This window comes from Acidovorax sp. A1169 (assembly GCF_030704685.1).
Lineage (GTDB): Bacteria > Pseudomonadota > Gammaproteobacteria > Burkholderiales > Burkholderiaceae_C > Acidovorax.
Genome location: NZ_JAUZDX010000002.1, coordinates 546,121 through 570,436 on the forward strand (window position 1 = coordinate 546,121; position 24,316 = coordinate 570,436).

20 protein-coding genes are annotated in these 24,316 nt (G+C 68.5%); 11 read left to right on the forward strand and 9 right to left on the reverse strand.

The genetic code is table 11. The features are described from left to right. Nucleotides 1-146: 146 nt before the first annotated feature. On the forward strand, nucleotides 147-365 hold the full coding sequence (locus QYL93_RS05785) for a hypothetical protein (RefSeq protein WP_305742747.1): 219 nt from the start codon (nucleotides 147-149) through the stop codon (nucleotides 363-365). A 131-nt stretch (nucleotides 366-496) separates the two neighbouring features. On the opposite strand, the gene ggt is transcribed toward QYL93_RS05785, so the two are convergent. From ggt to QYL93_RS05810, 5 genes are all read right to left on the reverse strand, one after another. Next, nucleotides 497-2,290, reverse strand: a complete 1,794-nt coding sequence (ggt, locus tag QYL93_RS05790; RefSeq protein WP_305742748.1) for a gamma-glutamyltransferase — start codon at nucleotides 2,288-2,290, stop codon at nucleotides 497-499. A gap of 178 nt (nucleotides 2,291-2,468) precedes the next feature. After that, entirely contained in the window at nucleotides 2,469-3,728 is a 1,260-nt protein-coding gene (locus tag QYL93_RS05795) for an ArgE/DapE family deacylase (protein ID WP_305742749.1), read from the reverse strand. Next, complete coding sequence (gene uraD / locus QYL93_RS05800) at nucleotides 3,725-5,509, reverse strand: 2-oxo-4-hydroxy-4-carboxy-5-ureidoimidazoline decarboxylase (protein WP_305742750.1); 1,785 nt, start codon at nucleotides 5,507-5,509, stop codon at nucleotides 3,725-3,727. The genes QYL93_RS05795 and uraD overlap by 4 nt, the downstream gene beginning before the upstream one ends. 5 nt (nucleotides 5,510-5,514) lie before the next feature. Next, a complete protein-coding gene (gene puuE / locus QYL93_RS05805) occupies nucleotides 5,515-6,495 on the reverse strand; it encodes an allantoinase PuuE (RefSeq protein ID WP_305742751.1) in 981 nt (326 codons plus the stop codon). Between the two features lie 4 nt (nucleotides 6,496-6,499). After that, entirely contained in the window at nucleotides 6,500-7,189 is a 690-nt protein-coding gene (locus tag QYL93_RS05810) for a GntR family transcriptional regulator (RefSeq protein ID WP_057201428.1), read from the reverse strand. A gap of 90 nt (nucleotides 7,190-7,279) precedes the next feature. On the opposite strand from QYL93_RS05810, the gene uraH reads away from it, so the two are divergent. Continuing rightward, on the forward strand, nucleotides 7,280-7,630 hold the full coding sequence (uraH, locus tag QYL93_RS05815; protein ID WP_305742752.1) for a hydroxyisourate hydrolase: 351 nt from the start codon (nucleotides 7,280-7,282) through the stop codon (nucleotides 7,628-7,630). A 13-nt stretch (nucleotides 7,631-7,643) separates the two neighbouring features. On the opposite strand, the gene QYL93_RS05820 is transcribed toward uraH, so the two are convergent. Beyond that, nucleotides 7,644-8,195: a hypothetical protein gene (locus QYL93_RS05820; protein ID WP_370876942.1), complete on the reverse strand. Its 552-nt coding sequence runs from the start codon at nucleotides 8,193-8,195 to the stop codon at nucleotides 7,644-7,646. Here QYL93_RS05820 and xdhC point away from each other — a divergent pair. Together xdhC and QYL93_RS05830 are read left to right on the forward strand one after the other, a co-directional pair. Beyond that, complete coding sequence (gene xdhC, locus QYL93_RS05825; RefSeq protein WP_305742753.1) at nucleotides 8,194-9,084, forward strand: xanthine dehydrogenase accessory protein XdhC; 891 nt, start codon at nucleotides 8,194-8,196, stop codon at nucleotides 9,082-9,084. The genes QYL93_RS05820 and xdhC overlap by 2 nt on opposite strands. A gap of 219 nt (nucleotides 9,085-9,303) precedes the next feature. Continuing rightward, the gene (locus QYL93_RS05830) at nucleotides 9,304-10,599 is read left to right on the forward strand and encodes a urate hydroxylase PuuD (protein ID WP_305742754.1); all 1,296 of its coding nucleotides are present in this window, start codon (nucleotides 9,304-9,306) and stop codon (nucleotides 10,597-10,599) included. 13 nt (nucleotides 10,600-10,612) lie between these two features. On the opposite strand, the gene QYL93_RS05835 is transcribed toward QYL93_RS05830, so the two are convergent. Beyond that, the gene (locus QYL93_RS05835; RefSeq protein ID WP_057201424.1) at nucleotides 10,613-12,484 is read right to left on the reverse strand and encodes a phosphodiesterase; all 1,872 of its coding nucleotides are present in this window, start codon (nucleotides 12,482-12,484) and stop codon (nucleotides 10,613-10,615) included. A 112-nt stretch (nucleotides 12,485-12,596) separates the two neighbouring features. On the opposite strand from QYL93_RS05835, the gene QYL93_RS05840 reads away from it, so the two are divergent. From QYL93_RS05840 to QYL93_RS05850, 3 genes are all read left to right on the forward strand, one after another. Next, nucleotides 12,597-13,940 carry a glycerate kinase gene (locus QYL93_RS05840; protein ID WP_305742755.1) on the forward strand — a complete coding sequence of 448 codons (1,344 nt, stop codon included), beginning with the start codon at nucleotides 12,597-12,599 and terminating at the stop codon, nucleotides 13,938-13,940. A 185-nt stretch (nucleotides 13,941-14,125) separates the two neighbouring features. Then, nucleotides 14,126-14,749 carry a Crp/Fnr family transcriptional regulator gene (locus tag QYL93_RS05845; RefSeq protein WP_305742756.1) on the forward strand — a complete coding sequence of 208 codons (624 nt, stop codon included), beginning with the start codon at nucleotides 14,126-14,128 and terminating at the stop codon, nucleotides 14,747-14,749. Nucleotides 14,750-15,010: 261 nt separating this feature from the next. After that, nucleotides 15,011-17,113, forward strand: a complete 2,103-nt coding sequence (locus QYL93_RS05850; protein ID WP_305742757.1) for a diguanylate cyclase domain-containing protein — start codon at nucleotides 15,011-15,013, stop codon at nucleotides 17,111-17,113. A 6-nt stretch (nucleotides 17,114-17,119) separates the two neighbouring features. On the opposite strand, the gene xdhB is transcribed toward QYL93_RS05850, so the two are convergent. Both xdhB and xdhA read right to left on the reverse strand, forming a co-directional pair. Beyond that, nucleotides 17,120-19,546 carry a xanthine dehydrogenase molybdopterin binding subunit gene (gene xdhB / locus QYL93_RS05855; RefSeq protein ID WP_305742758.1) on the reverse strand — a complete coding sequence of 809 codons (2,427 nt, stop codon included), beginning with the start codon at nucleotides 19,544-19,546 and terminating at the stop codon, nucleotides 17,120-17,122. Continuing rightward, nucleotides 19,543-21,039, reverse strand: a complete 1,497-nt coding sequence (gene xdhA / locus QYL93_RS05860) for a xanthine dehydrogenase small subunit (protein ID WP_370876943.1) — start codon at nucleotides 21,037-21,039, stop codon at nucleotides 19,543-19,545. Before xdhA ends, xdhB begins: the two co-directional genes overlap by 4 nt. 268 nt (nucleotides 21,040-21,307) lie before the next feature. Between xdhA and QYL93_RS05865 the strand changes: the two genes are divergently transcribed. From QYL93_RS05865 to QYL93_RS05880, 4 genes are all read left to right on the forward strand, one after another. After that, entirely contained in the window at nucleotides 21,308-21,985 is a 678-nt protein-coding gene (locus QYL93_RS05865) for a GntR family transcriptional regulator (RefSeq protein WP_305742760.1), read from the forward strand. An 80-nt stretch (nucleotides 21,986-22,065) separates the two neighbouring features. Then, entirely contained in the window at nucleotides 22,066-22,701 is a 636-nt protein-coding gene (locus QYL93_RS05870; protein WP_305742761.1) for a flavin reductase family protein, read from the forward strand. Next, on the forward strand, nucleotides 22,698-23,168 hold the full coding sequence (locus QYL93_RS05875) for a nucleoside deaminase (protein ID WP_305742762.1): 471 nt from the start codon (nucleotides 22,698-22,700) through the stop codon (nucleotides 23,166-23,168). Before QYL93_RS05870 ends, QYL93_RS05875 begins: the two co-directional genes overlap by 4 nt. A 183-nt stretch (nucleotides 23,169-23,351) precedes the next feature. Next, nucleotides 23,352-24,284: a LysR family transcriptional regulator gene (locus QYL93_RS05880; protein WP_305742763.1), complete on the forward strand. Its 933-nt coding sequence runs from the start codon at nucleotides 23,352-23,354 to the stop codon at nucleotides 24,282-24,284. Nucleotides 24,285-24,316 lie beyond the last annotated feature (32 nt).

A 24,316-nucleotide genomic window follows, 5' to 3' on the forward strand; every position in this document is an offset into this window, starting at 1 on the left:
TTGAGCGACTGCTTTTCTTTGGTCGCCACCGACCGCTACGAGTCGAAACCGTCAGTCTAAATTACTGAGAAGGGGGCGCACAGGCGACAGAATCAGGCATTCGCTCAAAATGCGGCCATGAAATTAGAAGTGCGAGGGTGATCCGAATGTTCAGTAGCAAGAAAGAACATGACCCGCTGGAAACCGTGGTGCGCTTTGTCTGCGGCGCATTGGTTGGTGCATTCGTGGGTTTCTGGATGGGCTTTAGACTGAAGCTCTCCGGCTTTTTGCCGATGCTGGCCATCACCATGGGCTTCTGCCTGGTGTTTGCGTTCTGCGCAGTCCGCTACGGCGATGATTTTTGGGCCAGTTTGTTGAGGCGATAAACCCGGCACAGGCACGACAAGGACAAAGGCCACGCCCCTCACAGGGCGCGGCCTTTGTTCGTTGGTGCCTTGTTGGCTGAGCTATGAATCAACCATGACGGGCCTGCGGAGCGGGCAAGTCAGGCCGTGCATCAATACCCCAACGTCTTCCCATCCGGATTGCGCGGATCCGAGTACCCATACAGCGCACCACTGCGCAGCTGAATCGTCTGCGTACGCCCCATCGATGGCTTCACAGCGATGTTGTGGCCGCGTTGCTTGAGCAGTGCCAGGGTGTCGGGCGACAAGCCCTTTTCCACGCGCAGTTCGTCAGGCGTCCACTGGTGGTGCACACGCGGTGCGGCTGCGGCCTCGGCGGGGTTCATGCCGAAGTCAATCGTGTTCACCACCGTCTGCAGCACCGTGGTGATGATGCGCGCGCCGCCGGGGCTGCCGGTCACCAGGGTGGGCTTGCCGTCCTTGAGCACCAGGGTGGGGGTCATGGAAGACAGGGGGCGCTTCTTGGCGGCCACGGCGTTGGCGTCGCCGCCGACCAGACCGTAGGCATTGGCCACGCCGGGCTTGGCCGAGAAGTCGTCCATCTCGTTGTTGAGCATGATGCCCGTGCCCTTGGCGACGATGCCGCTGCCGAAGTTGGTGTTTAGCGTGTAGGTCACGGCCACGGCGTTGCCGGCCTTGTCGACCACCGAGTAGTGGGTGGTCTGGTCGCTCTCGTACGGCTGGGGCTGACCGGGCTTGATGCTCTTGCCGCTGCGTGCGGTGTTGGCGTCGATGCCCTTGGCCAGCGATTCGGCGTAGCGCTTGGAGGTGAGGCCCTTCAGGGGGATCTTCACGAAGTCCGGGTCGCCCAGATACTCGGCGCGGTCGGCGTACGCCAGCTTCATGCTTTCGGCCATGTAGTGGATGGTCTGGGCGCTGTTGGGGCCCCACTGGGCCAGGGGCAGGGGCTCCAGCATGTTCAAGATCTGCACCAGGTGCGGGCCGCCGGAGGAGGGTGGCGGCATGGTCACGATCTCATAGCCGCGGTAGGTGCCGCGCGTGGGCACGCGCTCGGCCACCTTGTACTCGCGCAGGTCCTGCAGCGTCAGGGCGCCGGCGTGCGGTGCCATTTCGGCGGCGATCTTCTGGGCAATCTCGCCTTCGTAGAACGCCTTGGCGCCCTGCTGGCCGATCAGGCGCATGGACTGGGCCAGGTCTTTCTGCACCAGCGCATCGCCCACCTTCAGCGGCGCGCCGTTCTTCCAGAAGATGGCCTGGGTGGCGGGCCACTTGCCCATGTTCTTCTTTTCCTGGTCCAGGATCTTGGCCAGGGTTTCGCTCACGGGGAAGCCACGGTCCGCCAGCTCGATGGCGGGGGCGATCACGCGCGACAGGGGCAGGGTGCCCCAGGTCTTGAGCGCATGCTCCATGCCGGCCACGGTGCCGGGCACGCCCACGGCGTAGTGGGTGTACAGCGACTTGCCGTCCACCACGTTGCCCTTGGCATCCAGGTACATGTCGCGCGTGGCCTTGTTGGGCGCCACTTCACGGAAGTCCAGGGCCACGCTCTTGCCGGTCTTGGCGTCGTGCACCATCATGAAACCTCCGCCGCCCAGGTTGCCCGCATTGGGCAGGGCCACCGCCAGCGCAAAGCCGATGGCCACGGCCGCGTCCACCGCGTTGCCGCCGGCTTTCAGGATATCCAGGCCGATCTGCGAGGCCAGCTCCTGCTCGGTCGCGACCATGCCGTTGCGCGCCACCACGGGGTGGAACACGTCCATGTCGAAGTCATAGGCGGCGCTGGCGGCCTGGGCCGCTGCCGTCTGCTGCACGGCGGCAACCGGTGGAGCCGAAGCCGTAACGGCCGGGGTGGTGCTGCCGCAGGCGGTCAGGCTGGCCAAGGCCAGTGCGACGCTGTTGGCCAGCAAGGTGTGGCGGATGCTCATTGGTAGGTGCTCCTCTATTATCGGTCTTTTGGGTGTGCCCGTCCGGGTGTCGGAATGACAAACGGGCGCATCCCTTGTGGAATGCGCCCGCAGCAAGTGTAGGACTGGCACGCATGGCGCGCCTGTACTGGCTTATGCCAATCAGATACTCACGCCATGCAAGGCGGGTATCGGTGGCTCAGGAAAGCAGGTCTTTGAGCGTGCGCGCAATCACCTTGGTCGCACGGCGCAGGTCTTCCAGGTCCAGGCGCTCGTCGGCGCGCTTGGCATGCGATTCGAGCACGGTGCGCGGGCCGGCGCCGTAAATCACGCCGGGGATGCCGCGCTCCACGTACAGGCGCACGTCGGTGTAAAGGGGGGTGCCCAGGGCGGGCACGGGCTCGCCCAGCAGCTCTTGCGCGTGCTTCTGGATGGCATCGACCAGCGGCTTGTTGCCGGCCAGCGGCGTCATGGCGTTGGCCAGCAGCAGGCGGCGGATGTCCACCGAGATGCCGGTGCGCTCGCTGGCGGCCTGCTCGATCACGCGGCGGATGTTGGCTTCCACCTCCGCCGGGTTCTCTTCGGGGATCATGCGGCGGTCGAGCTTGAACGTGACCTTGCCGGGTACCACGTTGGTGTTGGTGCCACCCTCGATGCGGCCCACGTTGAGGTAGGGGTGCTTGATGCCGGCCACGTTGGAGGTGACCTTCAGATACTCCTGGTTCTGCGCGTACAGCGCGTTCAGAATGTGCACGGCGCCCTGCAGTGCGTCCACGCCGGTGTGGGGCACGGCGGCATGGGCCATCTTGCCGTGCACCGTCACTTCCATCTGCAGGCAGCCGTTGTGGGCGGTGACCACCTCGTACGAGAAGCCGGCCGCGATCATCAGGTCGGGCTTGGTCAGGCCCTTCTGCAGCAGCCAGCCGGGGCCGAGTTCGCCGCCAAACTCTTCGTCGTAGGTGAAATGCAGTTCCACCGCGCCATGGCTGGGCTTGGCCACGGCCTCCAGAGCGCGCAGCGCAAAGGTGAAGCTGGCGAAGTCGCTCTTGCTCACGGCGGTGGCGCGGCCGTACATCTTGCCGTCCACGATCTCGGCGCCGTAGGGGTCGTGCGTCCAGCCTTCGCCGGGGGGCACCACGTCGCCGTGGGCGTTCAGGGCGATGGTGGGGCCCTTGCTGTCACTGCTGCCGAACTTGCGGCGCACGATCAGGTTGGTGATGGACTCCATGCCGTAGGCCTGCACGTCGGCGGCGGGCACGGCGTGCTTCTCGGCCTCATAGCCAAAGTCCTTGAGCAGCTCGGCCGTGCGCTCGGCGTGGGGCGCGTTGTTGCCGGGCGGCGTGTCGGTGGGCACGCGCACCAGCGCCTGCATGAAGTGCACCTCCTCGTCGAAGTGCTGGTCGATCCACGCATCCAGGGCGCTGTAGGTGGAGGTCAGTGGAGCGGTGGTGGCGGTCATGCGGGGGTTTCCTCGGCGATCTGGTTCAGGACATGCGTGAAGGCGTCCACGGCCAGCTGCATGTCGTTGTTGGTGGTGGATTCGAGCGGGTTGTGGCTGATGCCGGCGTTGAGCCCGCGCACGAAGAGCATGGCCTGCGGCATGATCTCGTGCAGCTTCATCGCATCATGCCCGGCGCCGCTGGGCATGCGGAACACGGGCACGCCCAGGGCGTCCACGGCGCGTTCCCAGCGGTGCTGCCAGGCGGCGGCGCTGGGGGCGGCGGCGGCGCGCATCGATTCTTCCAGCGTGTAGCGCATGCCGCGGCGCGCGGCGATCTGGCCCAGCTGGTCGAGCACGTCTTTCACCAGCGCATCGCGCTGCGGGTCGGTGGGGGCGCGCAGGTCCAGGCTGAACTGGCAGCGGCCCGGCACCACGTTGATGGAGCCGCCGGGCACGTTCAGCAGGCCGATGGTGCCCACCGAGTCGCCGTCCTTGGCGGCGCGCTGCTCGATGTACAGGGCCAGCTCGGCCACGGCCACGGCGGCGTCGCGGCGGCGGTCCATGGGGGTGGTGCCGGCGTGGCTGGCCATGCCGATCATCTCGCCGATGTAGCGCACGCCGCCGTTGATGGAGGTGACCACTCCCAGGGGCAGGTCCAGCTCGTTGAGCACCGGGCCCTGCTCGATGTGCACCTCGATGAAGCCCAGGTACTGCGCGGCGTCGCGCTGCAGCTTGGGGATGTCGTCTATGCACAGGCCGGCATGCTCCATGGCGGCGCGCATGGTCACGCCGTCGGCGTCCTTCTGGTCCAGCCAGGCGGGGTTGAAGTGGCCGATCAGCGCGCCCGAGCCCAGGAAGGTGGCCTTGTAGCGCTGGCCTTCCTCCTCGGCAAAGCCGATGACCTCGATGCCGAAGGGCAGGCGCTTGCCGACGCGGTGCAGCTCGCGCACGCAGGCCATGGGCACGAAGATGCCCAGGCGCCCGTCGTACTTGCCGCCGTTGCGCACCGTGTCGTAGTGCGAGCCGGTCATCAGGTACTTGCCTTGCGCTGCACCGGCGGCCGGGTGGTAGCGGCCCACCACGTTGCCCACGGCGTCGATCTCGACCTCGTCGAAACCGCAATCGCGCATCCAGTGGCTGATGCGCTGGGCGCAGGCGCGGTGTGCGTCGGTGAGGTAGGTGACGGTGAGCTGACCCTTTTCGGCAAAGCCGGGGTCGGAGTGCTGGGCCAGGGTCTCCTGCCAGTCCCACACGTCGTTGCCCAGCACGGGCTCGGCGCCGAACTTGTCGTTCAGGCGGATCTCGGCGATACGGTGGATGTTGCGCAGCGCCTCGGCCAGCTCGAAGTCGGGGTGGTTGTCGAGCCGGCGCGCAAAGGTGGCGATGATCTCCTGCCGTGGCAGGCCCGCGCCGCGCGGCCCGCGCACTGCCAGGATGAAGGGGAAGCCGAAGCGCGTGTTGTAGTCCGCATTGAGCTGCTGGATGCGCGCGAACTCTTCGGGCGTGCACTGGGCCAGGCCCGCCTTGCTCTGCTCGTTGGTCGACTCGGCCGTGAGGCTGTTGGCCACCATGGCCTTGCCCGCGAGCTCGGGGTGGGCGCGTATCAGCGCCAGCTGCGCAGCCTGCGGCGCGGTGCGCACGGCGTGGGCCAGCGCATGGCGCAGGTGCGCCAGCGAGCGGAAGGGCCGCTGGGCCAGCGCCTGCTCTGCGATCCAGGGCGAGTGCTCGTACACGCCGTCCAGCCACTGCAGGGCATCGGCCGGGGTGGCGGCGTTGAGTTGGTCAAGGGTGAGTGCCATGGTGGTCAGGCCTTGCTGTTGCTGCCGGCGACGGCGGCGGTGTCGTTGAAGGGGTGCACCTGGGCCCAGTGCCGCGCGATGTCCACGCGGCGCGCCACCCACACCTTGTCGTGCTGGGCGATGTGGTCCAGAAAGCGCTGCAGCGCCGTGATGCGGCCAGGGCGGCCGAGCAGGCGGCAGTGCATGCCGATGCTCATCATCTTGGGCGCGTTGTCGCCATCGGGGTCGCCTTCGGCGTACAGCGCGTCGAAGGTGTCCTTGAGGTACTGGTAGAACGGGTCGGCATGCGAGAAACCCTGGGGCAGGGCAAAGCGCATGTCGTTGCAGTCCAGCGTGTAGGGCACGATGAGCTGCGGCGCCACGCTGCCGTCGCTGCGCTGCACCTTCATCCAGAAGGGCAGGTCGTCGCCGTAGTAGTCGCTGTCGTACTCGAAGCCGCCGAAGTCGGCCACCAGGCGGTGGGTGTTGGGGCTGTCGCGGCCGGTGTACCAGCCGGTGGCGCGCTGGCCGGTCATGCGCTCGATGATGGCCATGGCCTCGGCCATGTGGGCGCGCTCCACCTCTTCGGGGATGTGCTGGTAGTGGATCCACTTGAGGCCGTGGCAGGCGATCTCGTGGCCGGCCTGCACGAAGGCCTGGGTCAGCTCGGGGTGGCGCTGCAGCGCGCTCGACACACCAAACACGGTGAGCGGCAGATTGCGTTTTTCAAACTCGCGAAGGATGCGCCACACGCCGGCACGCGAGCCGTATTCGTAGATGCCCTCCATGCTCATGTGCCGCTCGGGGTAGCTGGCGGGGTTGAACATTTCCGACAGGAACTGCTCGGAGCCAGCGTCGCCATGCAGGGTGGCGTTTTCGCCGCCCTCTTCGTAGTTGAGCACGAACTGCACGGCAATGCGTGCCTGGCCGGGCCACTGCGCATGGGGCGGGTTGCGGCCGTAGCCGACGAGGTCGCGGGGGTAGGGTTGGGTGGCGTCGTAGATCATGGTGTCAGTGGACTTGCGAAGCGGTCACGGGGGCGAGCGCCATGGCCAGGTCGCTGGCGGGGCGCTTGCGGTCGAAGGTCAGGCTGGCCTCGACATGTTCGAGGTGCGACTGCATGAGGGCCACGGCATGGTCTTCGTTGCGCGCGGCCAGGGCCGTCACGATCTCGCCATGCTCTTCGTGCGAATGCTCGGCGGCGCTGGCCGACTGGTACATCAGCGTGATCAGCGCGCAGCGCGAGATCAGGTCGCCCAGCAGGTGGGCAAGCACCTCGTTGCCCATGAGCTCGGCCATGCGCACGTGGAAGTCGCCCAGCAGCTCGGTGCGGCTGCTGGCATCGGCCGTGCCCATGGCCGCCTTCTCGCTGGCCACGTGGGCGCGCAGGGCCTTGATCTTGGCGGGCGTGACGCTGCGCACGAAGGCGCGGGTCATCTCGGTCTCCAGCATGCGGCGCACGGCGAACACCTGGCGCGCCTCTTCGACCGAGGGGGTGGAGACGAAGGCGCCGCGCGCGGGCTCCAGCGTGACGAGCTTGTTCTGCGCCATCTGGAACAGCGCCTGGCGAACCAGCGTGCGCGATACGCCAAAATGGTCGGCAAGCTTCTGCTCGGCGAGCTTGGTGCCCGGCTGCAGGCGGTGTTCAACGATGGCGCGGGTCAACGCCTCGACGATGGCACTGGTGGATGAAGATTCCATGGCGACATGATAGGAGGATTGGCCAAAAGTGTATACACTTTTAGTCTACAGGTCGCACTTTTACGGCCTCCATCCTTCAGGAGATTCCCTATGGGCTTGAGCACACATGTTCTGGACACGATGCACGGCTGCCCCGCCGCCGGCATGGAAGTGGCCCTGTATTCCACCCATGGCGACGCCGCCACGCTGCTGCAGCGCCTGGTGCTCAACCACGACGGCCGCACCGATGCGCCGCTGTTCGACAACGCCAGCCTGCGCGCCGGCACCTACCGGCTGCGCTTTGACGTGGCGGGTTACTTCAAAGCCAAGGGCGTGCAGCTACCCGAGCCGAATTTTTTGAACCAGGTGAGCCTGGACTTCGGCATTGCGCACGAAGACCAGCATTACCACGTGCCGCTGCTGGTGAGCCCGTGGAGTTATTCCACGTACCGGGGTTCCTGATCCTCAGTGGGAATCAGAGCTGGCCTTCGGTGAGGGTATCGAGTTGGAACTTGCCGCTCTTGTCCCACAGCCAGGTTTCGGTGTAAGTCACCTTGCCCATGCGGGTGGGCACCGGGAAGGGGGCTGCGGCACGGATGGTGCGCTCGATCTCCTTGACCACTTCGGGCGCATGGCGCGGGGCGCGCAGCCAGTTCACCCGCGTGACCTTGCCGGTGCGGTCGATGTCCACCTCGATCACGCCGATGGCGTACAACTGGGGTTGCAGCTTGCCCTTGAAGATGCGCTCGGCGTTCAGGCCGTAGAGGTGGGTGGCGCCGTCCTGCCGGTAGGCGCGGGGCGTGGCCGCCGCCGACGGGCGGGCCGAGCCCGCGGTGGCCGGCACAGGGCCCTTGACGCCCTGGATATCGGTACTGGTGGGAGGGCGGCTCTCTGGCGTGGCTGGTGCGGGTGCGGATTCGGGCGCAGACTTGCAGGCAGCGACCAGGGCGCCAACAGCGGCCATGATGCCCGCCAGCAGCCAGTGGCGGCCTTTGCCGGGGCGGTGATTGGGCGGAGTATCGGGCATGGTGGGCTGGTGGTGTAACGAAAGGACGGCGGCAGTGGAGAACTTGCGTTTGTTGCTGGAAGGCCTTGCAGCCGAACCGGCGTGTCTGGTGACAGTGGAGTCTACCCAAGGCTCCGTGCCGCGTGAATCGGGCGCGTGGATGGCCGTGTTCGCAGACAGGTTGGTGGGCACCATCGGCGGCGGCCACCTGGAGCACCAGGCCATTGCCGAGGCGCGCCGCCGCCTGGCGGACCCTGGCGCCGCGAACGACTTGGCACCGATGCGCTTTGCACTGGGCCCGGCGCTCGGCCAGTGCTGCGGTGGCGTGGTGTACCTCGAATTCGAATGCGCGGCCGCGCAGGACGCGCCCGCTCTGGCTCGGCGCCTGACGGCCGACCTGTACCCCGTGGCCTTGTTCGGCGGCGGCCATGTGGGCCACTCCCTGGCCCGCACGCTGGCGCCGCTGCCCTTTGCGCTGACCTGGATCGACAGCCGCGACGGGATTTTTCCGGACACACTGCCCCTCAATGTGCACTGCGAGCATTCCGAGCCCGTGCAGATGGCCGTGCCCGCGCTGGCACCCGGCTCGCGCGTGCTCATCATGAGCTTCAGCCATGCCGAAGACCTGGACGTGGTGGCCGCGTGCCTCAAGCGCCAGCGCGAGCGCGGCGACCTGCCCTTCATCGGCCTCATCGGCAGCAAGACCAAGTGGGCCACCTTCACCAGCCGGCTCACGGCGCGGGGCTTCAGCCCGGGCGAGCTGGCGCATGTGACCTGCCCCATCGGCGTTCCGGGCATCCCCGGCAAGGAGCCCGAGGTGATTGCCGTGGCCGTGGCGGCACAGCTGTTGCAGTCGGTTGCCGCAGCCCAGGTTGTCGCAAATCCGCTGCAAGGGTATTCACAGGCCTGAAAGGCCGGCGACAGGACTGGAATCGGGAACAATTCCTGCATACACTTTCACACAGGATCCGAACCGGCCGTTTTGGCGTGGTTCGGGGCCTTTGGGTCGCAGCGGTGCCCCGGCAGACATTGCCAAGGTGCGCGACCCCATCTTCTGCTCAGAGCGCCCGCAGTGGTGAGCAGGTTGTACAGCGGTGTGTTCCCCCCACACCGCCAAGGTTGAGAAAATATGGAAAACTACCTTCTCGACTGGGCCAACCTGCTGCTGCGCTGGGTCCACGTCATAACCGCCATCGCCTGGGTTGGCTCGTCGTTCTACTTCGTCTTTCTGGACAGCAGCCTCACGCCGCCCGAAGACGAGGATTTGAAGAAGCAGGGCGTGAGCGGCGAGCTCTGGGCCGTGCACGGCGGCGGGTTCTACCACCCGGTCAAGTTCGCCGTCTCTCCGCCCGAACTGCCCAGGCACCTGCATTGGTTCTATTGGGAAAGCTACAGCACCTGGCTCAGCGGCTTCGCGCTGTTCACCGTGTCCTACCTGTGGAGCGCGGGCACTTATCTGATCGACAAGTCGCGCATGGACTGGGCGCCGCCCGCAGCCATCGGCGCGGCGCTGGCCTTCCTGGTCGTGTTCTGGCTGCTGTACGACGGCATCTGCCGCATCTTCGGGCAAAAGAAAAACGGCGACGCCATCGTGGGCGGCCTGGTGCTGGTGCTGGTGTGCATCGCCTCGTGGCTTGCCTGCCACCTGTTCGCCGGGCGCGCGGCCTTTTTGCTGGTGGGCGCGATGATCGCCACCTCGATGAGCGCCAACGTGTTTTTCTGGATCATCCCTGGCCAGCGCACCGTGGTGCGCCAGATCCGCACCGGCCAGAACGTGGACCCGATCCACGGCAAGCGCGGCAAGCAGCGCAGCGTGCACAACACCTACTTCACGCTGCCGGTGATCTTTGCGATGCTGAGCAACCACTACAGCTTCACCTGGAGCCACCCGCAGAACTGGCTGGTGCTGATCATCATGATGTTCGCGGGCGCCGCCATCCGCCAGTTCTTCGTGATGCGCCATGGCTACAAGCTCGGCCGCAACCCGAACCCGCTGCCCTATGCGCTGGTGGGCGTGGTGGCCTTGGTGGGCGCCATTGTCTGGATGCGGCCCGCACCGGTACCAGCGCCTGTGGCTGTCGCCAAGCCGGTGGTGGTTGCAGCGCCTGCGGCCACCAGTGCTTCCACGGCCTCCCAGGCTGCGCCTGCTGCGGCAGCAGCAGCACCCGCTGCGGCCGGCGCGGGCGGCGACTTCGCCGCCGTGCAGACGGTGCTCGAACAACGCTGCTACCTGTGCCATGGCGCCCAGGTGCAGATGAAGAACATGCGTCTGGATTCACCGGCCCTCGTCAAGCAGCACGCCCAGGCGGTCTACCAGCAGGCCGTGGTGCAAAAGCTCATGCCCATGAACAATGCCACGCAGATGACCGACGCCGAGCGCGCGCTGATCGGGCGCTGGTTCCAGGACGGCGCGAAAGTGCCCTGATGCTGCGCTGAGTTCAGGCCGCCAGAACGCTTTGCAGAGCGCGCAGGGCGTTGTGCGGCGGCCCAGGCAGCTCGCCGCCGTGCAGCACCACGCCGGTGGATGCCAGCTTGGCCTCGTGCTTGGCCACGGCGGCCAGGTTGGCTACTTCTTCGGCATGGCGGTAGGTGCCGGGCTGTATGCGCACGGCGCCGATGGCCAGCGTGGTGCAGGGAAAGAAGCGGCGCACGCCGTGGCGGTCTTCCGAATGGATGCCGCCCATGGCGCGCGCGCCGTCGTCGAACAGGGTGAGTGCCTCGCGCGCGAACTCGTCCACGATGTTCTTGCAGCGCTGCAGCCAGTTGCTGCTCTGGAAGATGAGCATGAAATCATCGCCCCCCACATGGCCCACGAAGTCACGGCGCGCGTCGCAGTGCGTGGTGGCCAGGCGCGCCACCAGGCGGATCATCTGGTCGCCGCGCCAGTAGCCGTAGTGGTCGTTGAAGGGCTTGAAGTTGTTCAGGTCGGCATAGCAGGCCACGAACTCGGTGCCGCTCTCCAGCAGGCGCTGCATGTGCATGCTGATGGGGATGTTGCCGGGCAGAAAGGTCAGCGGGTTGGCATGGCGCGCGGCCTCGATGCGGGTCTCGGTCACCGCGCGCACCAGTTGGTCGCCGGTGCCCAGGCCCACGTAGCGGCCGTTGTCGGTGACGATGTAGCCGTCGCTCAGGTAGCGCTGGTCCTGCGAGGTGAGGATGCCCACGAGCTGGTCCACGTCGCAGTCGAGCTCCACCACGCGCGGCGTGCTGTTGGCAAAGACGATGCAGGGTTTGCGGCCATGCACTTCGCGAAAGTACAGCGTGGCGTAGTGGTTCATGAACTGCTGGCGGTTGATCAACGCCACGGGGCGCGTGCCGTCCACCACGGCCAGCGCATGCAGGTCCACGCGCTCCTGCAGCAGGGCGGCCACCTCGTCGTTGCTGGTGGCCGGTGTCACAGTGGGAGCCTGCACCACCATCAGGCTGCGCAGAATGCCCGGGCGCGCCGTCTGGCCCAGGTGCGGCAGCACGGCGACGCGCCGGTCCTGCAGCACGTCGAGCGCCGGGCCGTCGATGGCCTCGCGCGGGGTGCGCGCCGGGCGCCCCAGCACCCAGCCCTGGCCGTAGGGGATGGCCAGGTCGCGCAGGGCGCGCAGGTCGTCGCGCGTTTCGATGCCCTCGGCGATCAGCGTGGTGCCGAAAACGTCGGCAATGCCTTTGATGGCCTGCAGCATCTGCAGGTTCTCGGGGTGCTCGCTGATGTCGTGGATGAAATAGCGGTCGATCTTCACGAAGTCGGGCTTGACCTCGGACCACAGGCGCAGGCTGGAGCGGCCGTCGCCAAAATCGTCGAGCGCCAGGCGTGCGCCGCAGGCATGCACCTCGCGGATGGCTTCGCGCAGCGCGGGCATGTCGGTAACGCGCTCGTGCTCGGTGATCTCGAACACCAGCATGCGTGCGCTCACGCCGAAGCCGCGCACCGCCTCGCCCAGGCGGCGCTCGCCGCACAGGGCCACCGCATGCACCAGCGCATCGGCGCTGATGTTCACGAACAGACGGCCGGGCGCACCATGGTCGCCCCAGTCGCGCAGCGCCGTGAAAACGCACACCAGCTCGAAATCCAGCAGCAGGCCCTCGCGCCGCGCCAGGTCCAGCAGCACGTCGGGCGTGTGCAGGGCCGAGCCCTCGGGGCCGCGGATCAGGGCCTCATGGGCGAAGATGCTGCCCTCGCGCAGGTCCCCGAGCGGCTGGAACACGCAGTACAGGCCGCCATCGCGCATCAGCCGCGCCAGCGGTCCCGACCCCAGCCGTGCGGCGGGCGACAGCAGCGCGAGCATGCGGTCGAGACGTTCTTGCTTGGGATGCGCCATGGTTGCAATTTGTCACTTCTAGGGGGTTCACCATACCGGGCGGGTGTGACAGTTGTGTTACAGCGGCCCCAGGTTTACACCGGCCCGCCCGAGGCCACGCACAATGTGCACCATGCCCGATATCTCTCTTCCCCAACCCGGTCTGTTGCCTGACTTTCACACCGATCCCCGCGGCTTTCTGCGGGGCCTGTTCGACGTTGCCGTGCGCAGCGCCCAGCCCCTGCACGGCATGCGCGCCTGGCTGCCCGCGCCCCCGCGTAGCCGCACCCTGGTGCTGGGGGGCGGCAAGGCCGGTGGCGCCATGGCCCAGGCGCTCGAAGCCCTGTGGCCGAACGACGCGCCGCTGTCGGGCCTGGTGGTCACGCGCTACGGGCACATCCCGCCCCGGCCCGAAGGCCTGGTGCAGCGCATTGAGGTGGTCGAGGCCGCGCACCCCGTGCCCGACGCCGCCGGCGAGGCGGCCGCACAGCGCCTGCTGGCGCTGACCGAGGGCCTGACCGCCGACGACCTGGTGCTGTGCCTGATCTCGGGCGGGGGCTCTTCGCTGCTGACCCTGCCGGGCGAGGGCCTGACGCTCGATGACAAGCAGCGCATCAACCGCGCGCTGCTGGAGAGCGGGGCCGACATCGCCGAGATGAACTGCGTGCGCAAGCACCTCTCGCGCATCAAGGGCGGGCGGCTGGCGGCGGCCTGCGGGCCGGCGCGCGTGGTCACGCTGACCATCAGCGACGTGCCGGGCGACGACCCTTCGGTCATCGCCAGCGGCCCCACCGTGCCCGACGCCACGACCTGCGCCGATGCGCTGGCCATCCTGGTGCGCTACGGCATCGAGGTGCCGCACCAGACCCTGCAGGCCCTGCGCGACGGTGCGCTGGAAACCCCCAAGCCCGGCGACGCCGTGTTCGAAGGCCATGCCGTGCACCTGGTGGCCACGCCCTGGCAGGCGCTGGAGGCAGCAGCCGCAGCGGCGCGCGCGGCGGGCGTGGACGCCGTCATTCTCTCGGACGAGATCGAAGGCGAGTCGCGCGACGTGGGCAAGGTGCATGCGGCCATGGCGCGCTCGGTGGCGCGCCGGGGCCAGCCGTTCACGAAGCCCTGCGTCATCCTCTCGGGTGGCGAAACCACGGTCACGGTGCGCCCGCGCGCGCCCGATGCCCCGCGTGGTCGCGGCGGCCGCGCCGGGGAGTTCTGCCTGGGGCTGGCCAAGGCGCTGCAGGGGGAGCCGTCGGTCTGGGCGCTGGCTGCCGATACCGACGGCATCGACGGCGTGGAGAACAACGCGGGCGCCTTCGTGGTACCCGACACCTTGCACCGCGCCCACACGGCGGGTGCCGACATCGAAGACGCCCTGCAGCGCAACGACGCCTGGGGCTACTTCGCGGCCCTGGGTGACCTGCTGGTCACCGGGCCCACGCACACCAATGTGAACGACTTCCGGGCCATCCTGGTGCTGTAGTCAGCCAGGCAGCCCAGACCGTGGGCCGCCGCTGAGACGTCTTCTGTGCACAACTGCTTACAGAAGCCGGACGGATTGCCCCGTCACCTTGTGCGGGGTCTTTCCGGGCCTGGCAGGCCGCGTGCATGGCGCTGGTTTGATCTTGCTCAATGTGCCCGCTGCCCCGGCGCGGCACAGTTCGGGCCATGCTGCCCTCTTCGCTTCTTTCCCTGCCTGCACAGTTCCAGGTCGCTGCGGCCGGTGACGTGCTGCGTCACCGCCACCAGACGTTGGACACCGCCGTGCACCTGGAGCGCGGGCGTGTGCTGCTGGGGGTGTGCGAGCGCGGCCAGATGCGCCACCAACTGGGTGTGGTGGAGGCGCCGTTCTGGCTTGACGCCGCCTCGGCGCTGCTGGGGGAGCCCTGCGCGGTGGACATGGTGGCGCAGACCCAGGTGCAACTGCGCCATCTGCCGGTGGAGGTGTTTCGCAGCCACTGCGAAGCGCTGCCGCCTGCCGCGCAGGCCCTGTTGCGCGACATGGCCACGGGCTACCTGCAGCAGTCGGGCCTGGCGGTGAGCCGCCTCGCGCAGGACGCCCAGGCGCGCTGCGCGCAGTGGCTGCTGCAGAACGCCGAGCCGGACACGGGCGGCGCCATGAGCGTGACGCTGCACCAGCGCAAGCGGCTCATCGCCGCCCAACTGGGCATCGCCCCCGAGACCTTCTCGCGCGTGATGCGCCACTTGCGCGAGCACGGCCTGGTGGCCGGCACCGGCAACGTGCTCAGGCTGCCCCAGCCGATGGCGCTGCAGTCGGTCGCAGGCGGCTGAGCCGGTACGACCAGCCTTCTGCGGGCAGGCAGCGGTGCGGGCAGCCCGCAGCGCATGAAACTGGCGAGAGGGATGAAGGCGCGAAGCGCCTCAGGGGGAGCACCACCACTAGGGTTTTTCCTTGGGGGCATGTGAGGGTTCCACCCAAGCCCCTGTGGGCGGGTGCTGCGTATATTCGTTGGAAGCCCTGTTGTTTCCCACAGTTCCCATGCCCGCCTCCCTCATCGTCCGCACCTGCAGCCCTCCTCACCGGGACAGCGCATGACGCCACCCGCGAACCCCGTCGCTGCTGCGCAAGAGCCGGCCTTGAGCCTGCCGGGCTCCCTGGTGCTGCGGCTGATGGCGGTGGCCGCGCTGGTGGTGGTGCTGGCGAGCGCGGCGTCGGTGTGGCTGGTCTCGCGTGCCGCAGGCCAGGAGGCCATGCGCCGCGTGGTCGGCCAGCAGACCGACGAGGTGGAGGTGGTGGCGCGGCTCTTGGCCAGCAAGATCGAGCAGAGCCAGAAGGTGCTGCGCACGGTGGCACAAGGCATTACCCCGGCCATGCTCGAATCACCGTCGTCGCTGGACTGGCTGCTGCAGCAGGGCCTGCCTGCGGTGGGCTTTTTCGACGCGCTGCAGGTGGCCCGCAAGGATGGCGAGCTCCGACTCAACATCCGTGGAGGCCAGTTGATCAAGGCCGCCGATCTGGACCCGGCGGAGCGCGATGCCCTGCGCCGCACGCTGATCGATGGCAAACCCCAGGTGTCTGAGCTGATTGCCGGGCGCACCAGCAATGCGCGCATCCTGTTCACGCTGCCGCTGCACAGCGAAGAGGGCGCCGTGCTGGGTGTGGTGGCCGGGGCGCTCAGGCTGCAGTCGCAGGGCCTGCTGCCGCAGTCCATGGCGCTGCCGGCGCGCGATGACTCGCGCCTGGTGGTCTTCACCCGCGACGGCACCATCCTCTCGCACACCGACCCCGCGCGCATCATGGGCCAGGTGCGTGACGAGCCGGGCCTGGCCCCCGTGTTCGCCGAGTGGCTGCGCCGCGCGCAGCCCGTGGTCGGGCGCGGTGTCACCGAGGTGCAGCCCGACCACATCGTGAGCGTGGCCGGCATGCCGCTGCCGCAGTGGTTCGTGGCCCGGGTCAGCAATTCGCAGGCGCTGCTGGCGCCGTTGCAGGGAGCCCAGCGCGATGCGTGGTGGCTGGCCGCTGCCGTGATTGCCCTGGGCGTGCTGCTGCTGGCCACGGCCATGGCCTGGATGGCACAGCCCCTGGCCCAGCTGTGCCGGGGCGCGCAGCAACTGCTGCGCCACGATGCTCGGGGCGCCATCGAGTGGCCCGGTGGCAGGGGCGAGGTGGGCGCGCTGGTGCGGGTGTTCGACGGGCTGGCGCAGCAAAGGCGCCAGCAGGACCACCTGCACGCGCTGCTGCACGGGCAGTTCCAGGCCATCCTGGAGAACGCCTCGGTGGGCATTGTCATCACGCGCCATGGCGTGCTCGAAGTGGTGGGGCGGCAGGCCTGCCTGACCCTGGGCTACGCCGAGGGTGAACTGCAGGGCCGGCCGGCACGCACGCTGTATGGCTCTGACGCCGACTATGCCCGCCTGGGTGAGCGCGTGCAGTCGGCCTTCGCGGCGCATGGCACCTTCGATGGGGACGTGTGCTTCGTGCGCAAGGACGGCAGCCCCGTCTGGGCGCGCGTGCAGGGCCGCAAGGTGAATTCGGAGGCCCTCGGCGGAGGTACCGTGTGGATGCTGGAGGACATCACCGCCGCGCGCGAGGCCCAGTACCAGCAGGCCTGGGAGCTCACGCACGATGCCCTGACCCAGTTGCACAACCGCTCGGCCTTCGACCACCGACTGGCCCTGCTGCTGGCCGAGCGCTCGGCACGCACGCGAGCCACCGGTGCGGCGGGCACGGCGGTGGACGATGCACCCGACGACGGGGTGATGCTGTTCCTGGACCTTGACCATTTCACGCTGGTCAACGACGTGGCGGGCCACGATGCGGGCGACGACGTGCTGCGCCACGTGGCCCGGCTCATCGAGACCCAGGTGCGCCAGGTGGGCTGGTCTGCGCGCCTGGGCGGCGACGAGTTCGCCGTGGTGCTGCCCGGCTGCCCGCTGGCGCGCGGCCAGGCCGTGGCCGAACAGCTGCGCGCCACGGTGCAGGCCTGGGAGCCGTCCTACCAGGGGCGCAGCTTCACACTGGGTGTGAGCATCGGCCTGGTGGTGCTCGACGCCCACCTGCACGACGTGGCCTCGGTGCTGAATGCAGCCGACATGGCCTGCTACGACGCCAAGCGCGCCGGACGCAACCGGGTCGAAACCAGGCATGCGCGCGACATGACCTCATCGGGCCGGATGGCCCTGGGACCGTATTGATACCCCTCAGCCGCTGAGCTTTCCGAGCGCGCGCAGCACGTTCTCGGCCGTGGCGGGCGCGGTCAGCTGCACCGGCGCGCGGTCGTCATCGCCCGCGCCGCGCGCAGCCGCCACGGCATTGCGCAGCGCCTCGTAGACGCTGATGGCCAGCATGAAGGGCGGTTCGCCCACGGCCTTGCTGCCGCCCACGTTGTCCTCGCGGTTGGCCTCGGGCCACAGGTTCACGCGGAAATGCGCCGGGATGTCGCCCGTGGCCGGGATCTTGTAGGTGCTGGGGGCGTGCGTGGCCAGGTAGCCCTTGTCGTTCCACACCAGCTGTTCGGTGGTGAGCCAGCCCATGCCCTGCACGAAGCCGCCCTCGATCTGCCCGATGTCGATGGCCGGGTTGATGCTGTGGCCCACGTCGTGCAATATGTCCACGGCGATCACGCGGCTCTCGCCGGTCAGCGTGTCGATCACCACCTCGGTGCAGGCCGCGCCGTACGAGAAGTAGTAGAACGGCCGGCCCGTGAGCGTGGTCTTGTCGTAGTGGATCTTGGGCGTGCGGTAGAAGCCGTCGCTCCACAGCTGGATGCGGTTGGCGTAGGCCTCCTTAACCACGTCGTCGAAGGCGCGCACCTTCTTGGGCGAGATCACCTGCCCGCCCGCGAACTGGATGGCGCCCGCGCCGCAGCCATCGAGCCCGCAGACATAGGCCGCCAGGTTGTCGCGCACATGGCGCGCGGCGAACTGGGCCGCGCGGCCGTTCAGGTCGGTGCCGCTCGAAGCTGCGGTGGCACTGGCGTTGGGCACCTTGCTGGTGTCGCTGGCCGTCACCAGCACGCGCTGCAGCGGCACGCCCAGCTCGTCGGCCACGATCTGCGCCACCTTGGTGTGCAGGCCCTGGCCCATTTCGGTGCCGCCGTGGTTCACCTGCACGCTGCCGTCGGTGTACACGTGTACCAGCGCGCCAGCCTGGTTGAACAGGGTGGCCGTGAAGCTGATGCCGAACTTGACCGGCGTGATCGCCAGCCCGCGCTTGAGCACCGGGTTGGTGGCGTTCCATGCCGCAATCGCTGCCTGCCGCTGGCGGTAGTTGGCGTCGCGCTCCAGCTGGGGCATGAGCTCGTGCAGGATGTTGTCCTCCACGGTCATCTGGTAGTGGGTGACGTTGCGGGCTTCGCTCGCGTCGCGGCCGTAGAGGTTGCGCAGGCGCACGTCCTGCGCGTCCAGACCCAGGGCGCGCGCGATGTCGCCCAGGATGGCCTCGATCACGATCACGCCCTGCGGGCCGCCGAAGCCGCGGAACGCCGTGTGGCTCTGGGTGTTGGTCTTGCAGCGGTAGGAGGCGATCTCCACGTCGCTCAGGTAGTAGGCGTTGTCGCTGTGGAACACGGCGCGGTCGGCCACGGGGCCCGACAGGTCGGCCGAGAAGCCGCAGTTGGCCGCCATGTGCAGGTTCAGCCCGGTGATGCGGCCCGTGCCGTCAAAGCCCACGTCGTAGCGGTAGGCGAACGGGTGGCGCTTGCCGGTGACCATGAAGTCCTCGTCCCGGTCCAGGCGCAGCTTGATGGGGCGGCCCAGCTTGTTTGCGGCCACGGCGGCCCACACGGCCAGGTGCCCGGCCTGCGTCTCCTTGCCGCCAAAGCCCCCGCCCATGCGCCGGCACTCCACGCGCACCGCGTGGTTGTCGATGCCCAGGGCATGCGCCACCCAGTGCTGCACCTCGCCCGGGTGCTGGGTGCTCGAATAGACCCACCACTGCTTCTGCTCCAGCGGCATGGCGTAGGCGATCTGGCCTTCGAGGTAGAAGTGCTCCTGCCCACCGACGTCGAAGGTGCCTTGCAGGCGGTGTTCTGAGCCGGCCAGGCCGGCCGCCGCATCGCCCCGGCGCACGAACACCGGGGGCAGCACATAGCTTTCGGCCGCCAGCGCGTCCTGCACCGTAAGCACGGCCGGCAGCGGCGTGATGTCGAGCTTCACGGCGCGCACGGCGCGGCGCGCCTGCATCACCGTGTCGGCCACCACCAGGCCGATGACCTGGCCGATGTGCTGCACCGTGTCCATGGCAAACACCGGCTCGTCGTGCGCAAAGGCGGCCAGCATTTTGTCGCCCGGCACGTCGGCCGACAGCACCACGCCGCGCACGCCGGGCAGGGCCAGGGCGGCGCTCGCGTCCACGCCGTTCAGGCGTCCGTGGGCCACGGTGGAGAGGATGGGCGAGGCGTACAGCGTGCCCTTGATCTCGGGCAGGTCGTCGATGTAGTGGGCTGCACCGGCCACCTGGGCGCGTGCGCTTTCATGGATGTGCGAATGGCCCATGGCCCGCAGGGTTGCGGGGGGCGTGGGCGCCAGGGGAGCCGCCACGGGCTGGTCGGCGTGCGCATCGGCCTGCACCACCACCGGGTCGTCCACCGCGTCGCGGCTCACGGGAGAGGGGTCACGCTGGTTCATACGCTGGCCTCCATCCGGAAGTTTTCCACGCTCACCGCGTCCTGGCCCTGGCTTTCGAGCCAGAAGCGCTGCAGCAGGCTGCCCAGCACGGTGCGCCGGTAGGCGCCGCTGGCACGCATGTCGGAGATGGGGCTGAACTCGGCCTGCAGGGCAGCGGCGGCGTGCTTCACCGTCTCGGCGCTCCAGGGCTGGCCGGTGAGGGCGGCTTCGGTCTGCCGCGCGCGCGCCGGGGTGGCGGCCACGCCGCCCGCGCCGATGCTGGCTCGGCGCACCACGCCGGCCTCGATGTCGAGATTCATCACCAGGCACACGGCCGAGATGTCGTCGTCGAAGCGCTTCGATATCTTGTAGGCCCTCAAGGCCTCAGTCACGCCCGGGCGAGGCACCACGATGCGCACCAGCAACTCGTCGGGCGCCATCACGTTCTGGCGGTAGCCGGTGTACAGGTCTTCCAGCGCCAGCGTGCGCTCGCCGCGCGTGCTGGCCAGCACGATCTGGGCGCGCAGGGCGATCAGCAGCGGCATGGAGTCGCCGATGGGCGAGCCATTGGCCACGTTGCCGCCCAGCGTGCCCGAGTTGCGCACCGGCAGGCCCGCGAAGCGCGTGGCAAAGGTGTGCAGCTGCGGCCACTGGCGGGTGAGGGCGGCAAAGGCATCGGTCAGCGATACCGCTGCGCCGATGGTGATGCGTTGCGTGTCTTCATCGAGCTGCAGCAGCTCGGCAGTGCGCGTCACGTCCAGGATCTGCGCGTACTGCTTGTGCATCTTGGTGACCCACAGGCCTACGTCGGTGCAGCCGGCCACCACCTGGGCACCGGGGTGCGCAGCGCGTGCGGCGAGCAGGGCGGGCAGGGTGGTCGGGGCCAGGTAGGCCGTGCCGTCCGCCGCAGGCGGCTGCAGCAGTGCCAGCTGGCGCAGCAACTGCGCTTCGTCCACGGCCACGGGGGGCAGGGCGGCCATCTGCTGGGCCGCGTCGAGGATGGGGCGGTAGCCCGTGCAGCGGCACAGGTTGCCCGAGAGTTCCTCCTGCGCCAGCTCGCGCGTGATGGGCTGGCCCTGGCACACATGGTTCTGGTACATGCCGAACAGGCTCATCACGAAGCCCGGCGTGCAAAAGCCGCACTGCGAGCCGTGGCACTGCACCATGGCCTCCTGCGCGGGGTGCAGGGTGATGGGCTTTTCCACCGGCGCGGCCGGGCCGGCGGGGCGGATCAGCGGGTCCTCGGCCAGGTCTTCTACCGTCCACAGTGCCATGCCGTCCACCGAGTGGGCCAGGCGGATGCAGCTGTTCACGGCGCTGTAGTGCAGCTTGCCATTGCGCTCTTCACCCAGCACCACCGTGCAGGCTCCGCAGTCGCCCTCGCCGCAGCCTTCCTTGGTGCCCGTGCAGCCCAGGTCCTCGCGCAGCACTTCCAGCAAGGTGCGGTCGGGCGGTACGTCGTGCAGCGCCGCAGGCTGGCCGCGGCGGATGAAGCGGAGAGGTCGGGGGGTCATCGTCATGCGTGGGGTGCTCAAAAACGGGCAAATCGGTCAGAACCAGAGCGTATGCGCGCCTGCAACAGACCGCATATGCCAGAGCGTATAACGAGGATGCCTGTCGCGCTATGACTGCGCGCCCACCGGGGGCAAAAAAAGGCCGCTGCCCCACACCCCGTGGGCGCCGGTCGGCTGCCCTGGCACCGTGGCGGCTGGCTACACTGGCGCGCACACCGCACCATTGCAGCTTTCCACCGTCGCACGCCACCGCGCCCCCTTTCTGCCCATGCCCGCCGCAACGCCTTCCCGTCCACCCGCCGCCACGCTGGACCAGCCGGTGTACGAGGCCGTGCTCGACGCCGTCATGCACGGCCGGCTGCGCCCCGGCGAGCGCCTGGGCGAGCCCGCGCTGTGCGAGCGCTTTGGCGTGAGCCGCACGGTGGTGCGCCAGGCCCTGCACCGGCTGGCCGAGCTGCGCATCCTGGACATCGTGCCCAACAAGGGCGCGACGGTGGCCCGCCCCGGCCCGAAGGAAACGCGCGACATCTTCGCCGCGCGCCGCGTGGTCGAGGCCGGCATCGTGCGCATGGTGGCTGCGCGCATCACGCACGGCGAGCTGCAGCGCCTCAAGCAGCGCATGCGCGCCGAGCACGAGGCCCTGCACCAGCAGGACCATGCGCGCTGGGTGGCGCTGGCGGGGGGCTTTCACCTGGCGCTGGCGGAACTGTCGGGCAATGCCGAGCTGCAGCGCATCCTGACCGAACTGATGACGCGCTGCTCGCTCATCGTGGCGCTGTACGAGGCGCCCGGGGAATCCACCTGCGAGCATGCAGAGCATGAGCAACTCGTGGAGCACCTTGCCCTGCGCGATGGCAGCGCCGCCGCCGCCGCCATGGACCGCCACCTGCTGGCGCTGGAGGCCCGGCTGCGCCTGCCGGACGAGGGCATGCCGCCGATCTTGTGAAAATCGTATACGTCTCTTGGATGGATGAGCGTTGATTTGATAAATTGGTTAAAATTTCGTATACGATTTTTTTCTTGGCCATGGACATCGACTTTTCGAAGATAGACGCCTACCAGCGCTACAAGCTCATGGCCAGCCTGATCGTGCCGCGCCCCATCGCGCTGATCACCACGCTGGGCGAGGACGGCACGGTGAATGCCGCGCCGTTCAGCATGTTCAACATGCTGGGCGAGGACCCGCCGGTGGTCATGGTCAGCATCAACCGCCTGAAGGACGGCCTGCTCAAGGACACGGCGGCCAACATCCTGCGCACCGGCGAGTTCGTGGTGCACATCACCGACGAGGCCATGGCTGCGCAGATGCACGCCTGCGGCGACAGCCTGCCGCCACACCAGAGCGAACTTGTGCACGCCGGCCTCACACCCGTGCCCTCGCGCAGCGTGGCGCCGCCGCGCATCGCCGAGGCACCCGTGGCCTTCGAGTGCGTGCTGCACGAAACGCTGGAGACCGCCAGCCGCTACGTCTTCATCGGCCGCGTACAGTGGCTGGGCGTGCGCGAAGGCCTGGTGGACACCGAACGCTGGCGCGTGCGCCTGCAGGACTTCCATCCCGTGGGGCGCTTTGGCGCCAGCTTCTACGTGAAGACCGGCGAGCGCTTCGCCATCGGTGCGGACACCCCAGCGCAGGCGCGCACCACCGCGATCGACGAGATATGAGTCCGACCGCTTTCCGTGAGCAGGACCACGCCGCCATGCGCCTGGCCATCGAGGCCTCGCGCCAGGCGTTGGCTTCGGGCGACAACCCCTTCGGCGCCACACTGGCTTCGCCCGAAGGGCAGGTGCTCCATACCGCCCGCAACAACCAGAACACCACGCGCGACTGCACCGGCCACGCCGAAATGGTGCTGGTGCGCGAGGCCTCTGCGGCGCTCGGCCCCGAGGCCCTGCGCGGCGCCACCGTGTTCGCGAGCGGTGAGCCCTGTGCGATGTGCGCCGGTGCCATGTTCTGGGCCGGCATCGCACGCGTGGTCTATGCCGCAAGCCAGCAGGACATCGCCCAGGCGCTGGGCGGGCCGCAACTGGCCACCCCGTGTGCCGATCTGCTGGCGCAGGCGTGCCCACCCGTGGCCGTGCAAGGCGGCCTGCTGCGCGCAGAGGCGGCAGCCGCATTGCGCGGGGCTTGACCCCGGGCCTGCGGGCCTGCACAGGGATTTCCAGGGGCACGGCGCAGCGGTTGTGCGGTGTACAGTGCGCCGACACTTTTTGCCCACCCCGAAACGCCCCCACTCCCCACACCGCGCGGCGCAGCGCATCCATCGTGCGCAGCGGCATACGTGATGGCGTATGACAAGAATGCAGGCCCCTGTATGCGAGACCACGCCCTTTTCGACAAGATAGACCTCCATCTCATAAGGGTCTTGCACACCGTGTTGACTGAACGCAGCGTATCGAGGGCCGCCGTCCGCCTGGGCATGCACCAGCCGGCGGTGTCGGCCGCGCTCAAGCGGCTGCGCGACCTGGCGGGCGATCCGCTGCTGGTGCGCTCGGGTGCCAGCATGATGCCCACCGACGCGGCGCTGCGCATGGTGGAGCCTGCAGGCGCCATTCTGCGCTCGGCCGAGGCCCTGTTCTCCGATGCGCGCGGCTTCGATCCGCGCACCGCCACGCGCACCTTCCGCGTGGCCGCCAGCGACTACCTCGACCCCTACTTCCTGCCGCAGCTGGTGGCGCGCATCAAGGTCGAGGCGCCGATGTGCCCCATCGAAATCCTGCCGCTGTCGGGCGACACGCACTACCACGCCCACCTGGCGCAGGGCGACGTGGATGTGGTCATCGGCAACTGGCCCCAGCCCCCGGACGACCTGCACATGGGCCGCCTGTTCGGCGATGAGGTGGTGTGTCTCGTGAACCGCGACCACCCCGCCGTGCGCCGCGGCTGGGACGCCGAGAGCTGGCTGGCCGCCGAGCACATCGCCCCCACGCCCACCCACCCCGGCGCGCGCGGCGTGATCGACGTGCACCTCGACGGCCTGGGCCTGGCGCGCAACATCACCGCGCGCTGCGCGCACTTCAGCGCCATACCGCCCATCGTGGCATCGAGCTTGCTTGTGCTGACCACCGGGCGCCAGTACTGCGAGCGCTATGTGGACCACCTGCCTCTGGCCATACTGCCAGCCCCCGTGGAGTTTCCGCGCCTCATGTACTACCAGCTGTGGCATGCCCGCACGCACCATTCCGCCGCCGCCGTGTGGCTGCGCGACTGCGTGAAGGCGGTGGCTGCCTCGCTACGAAAAAAATAGCTTTACGGTCATGCTGAACAAGCGATGGCAGG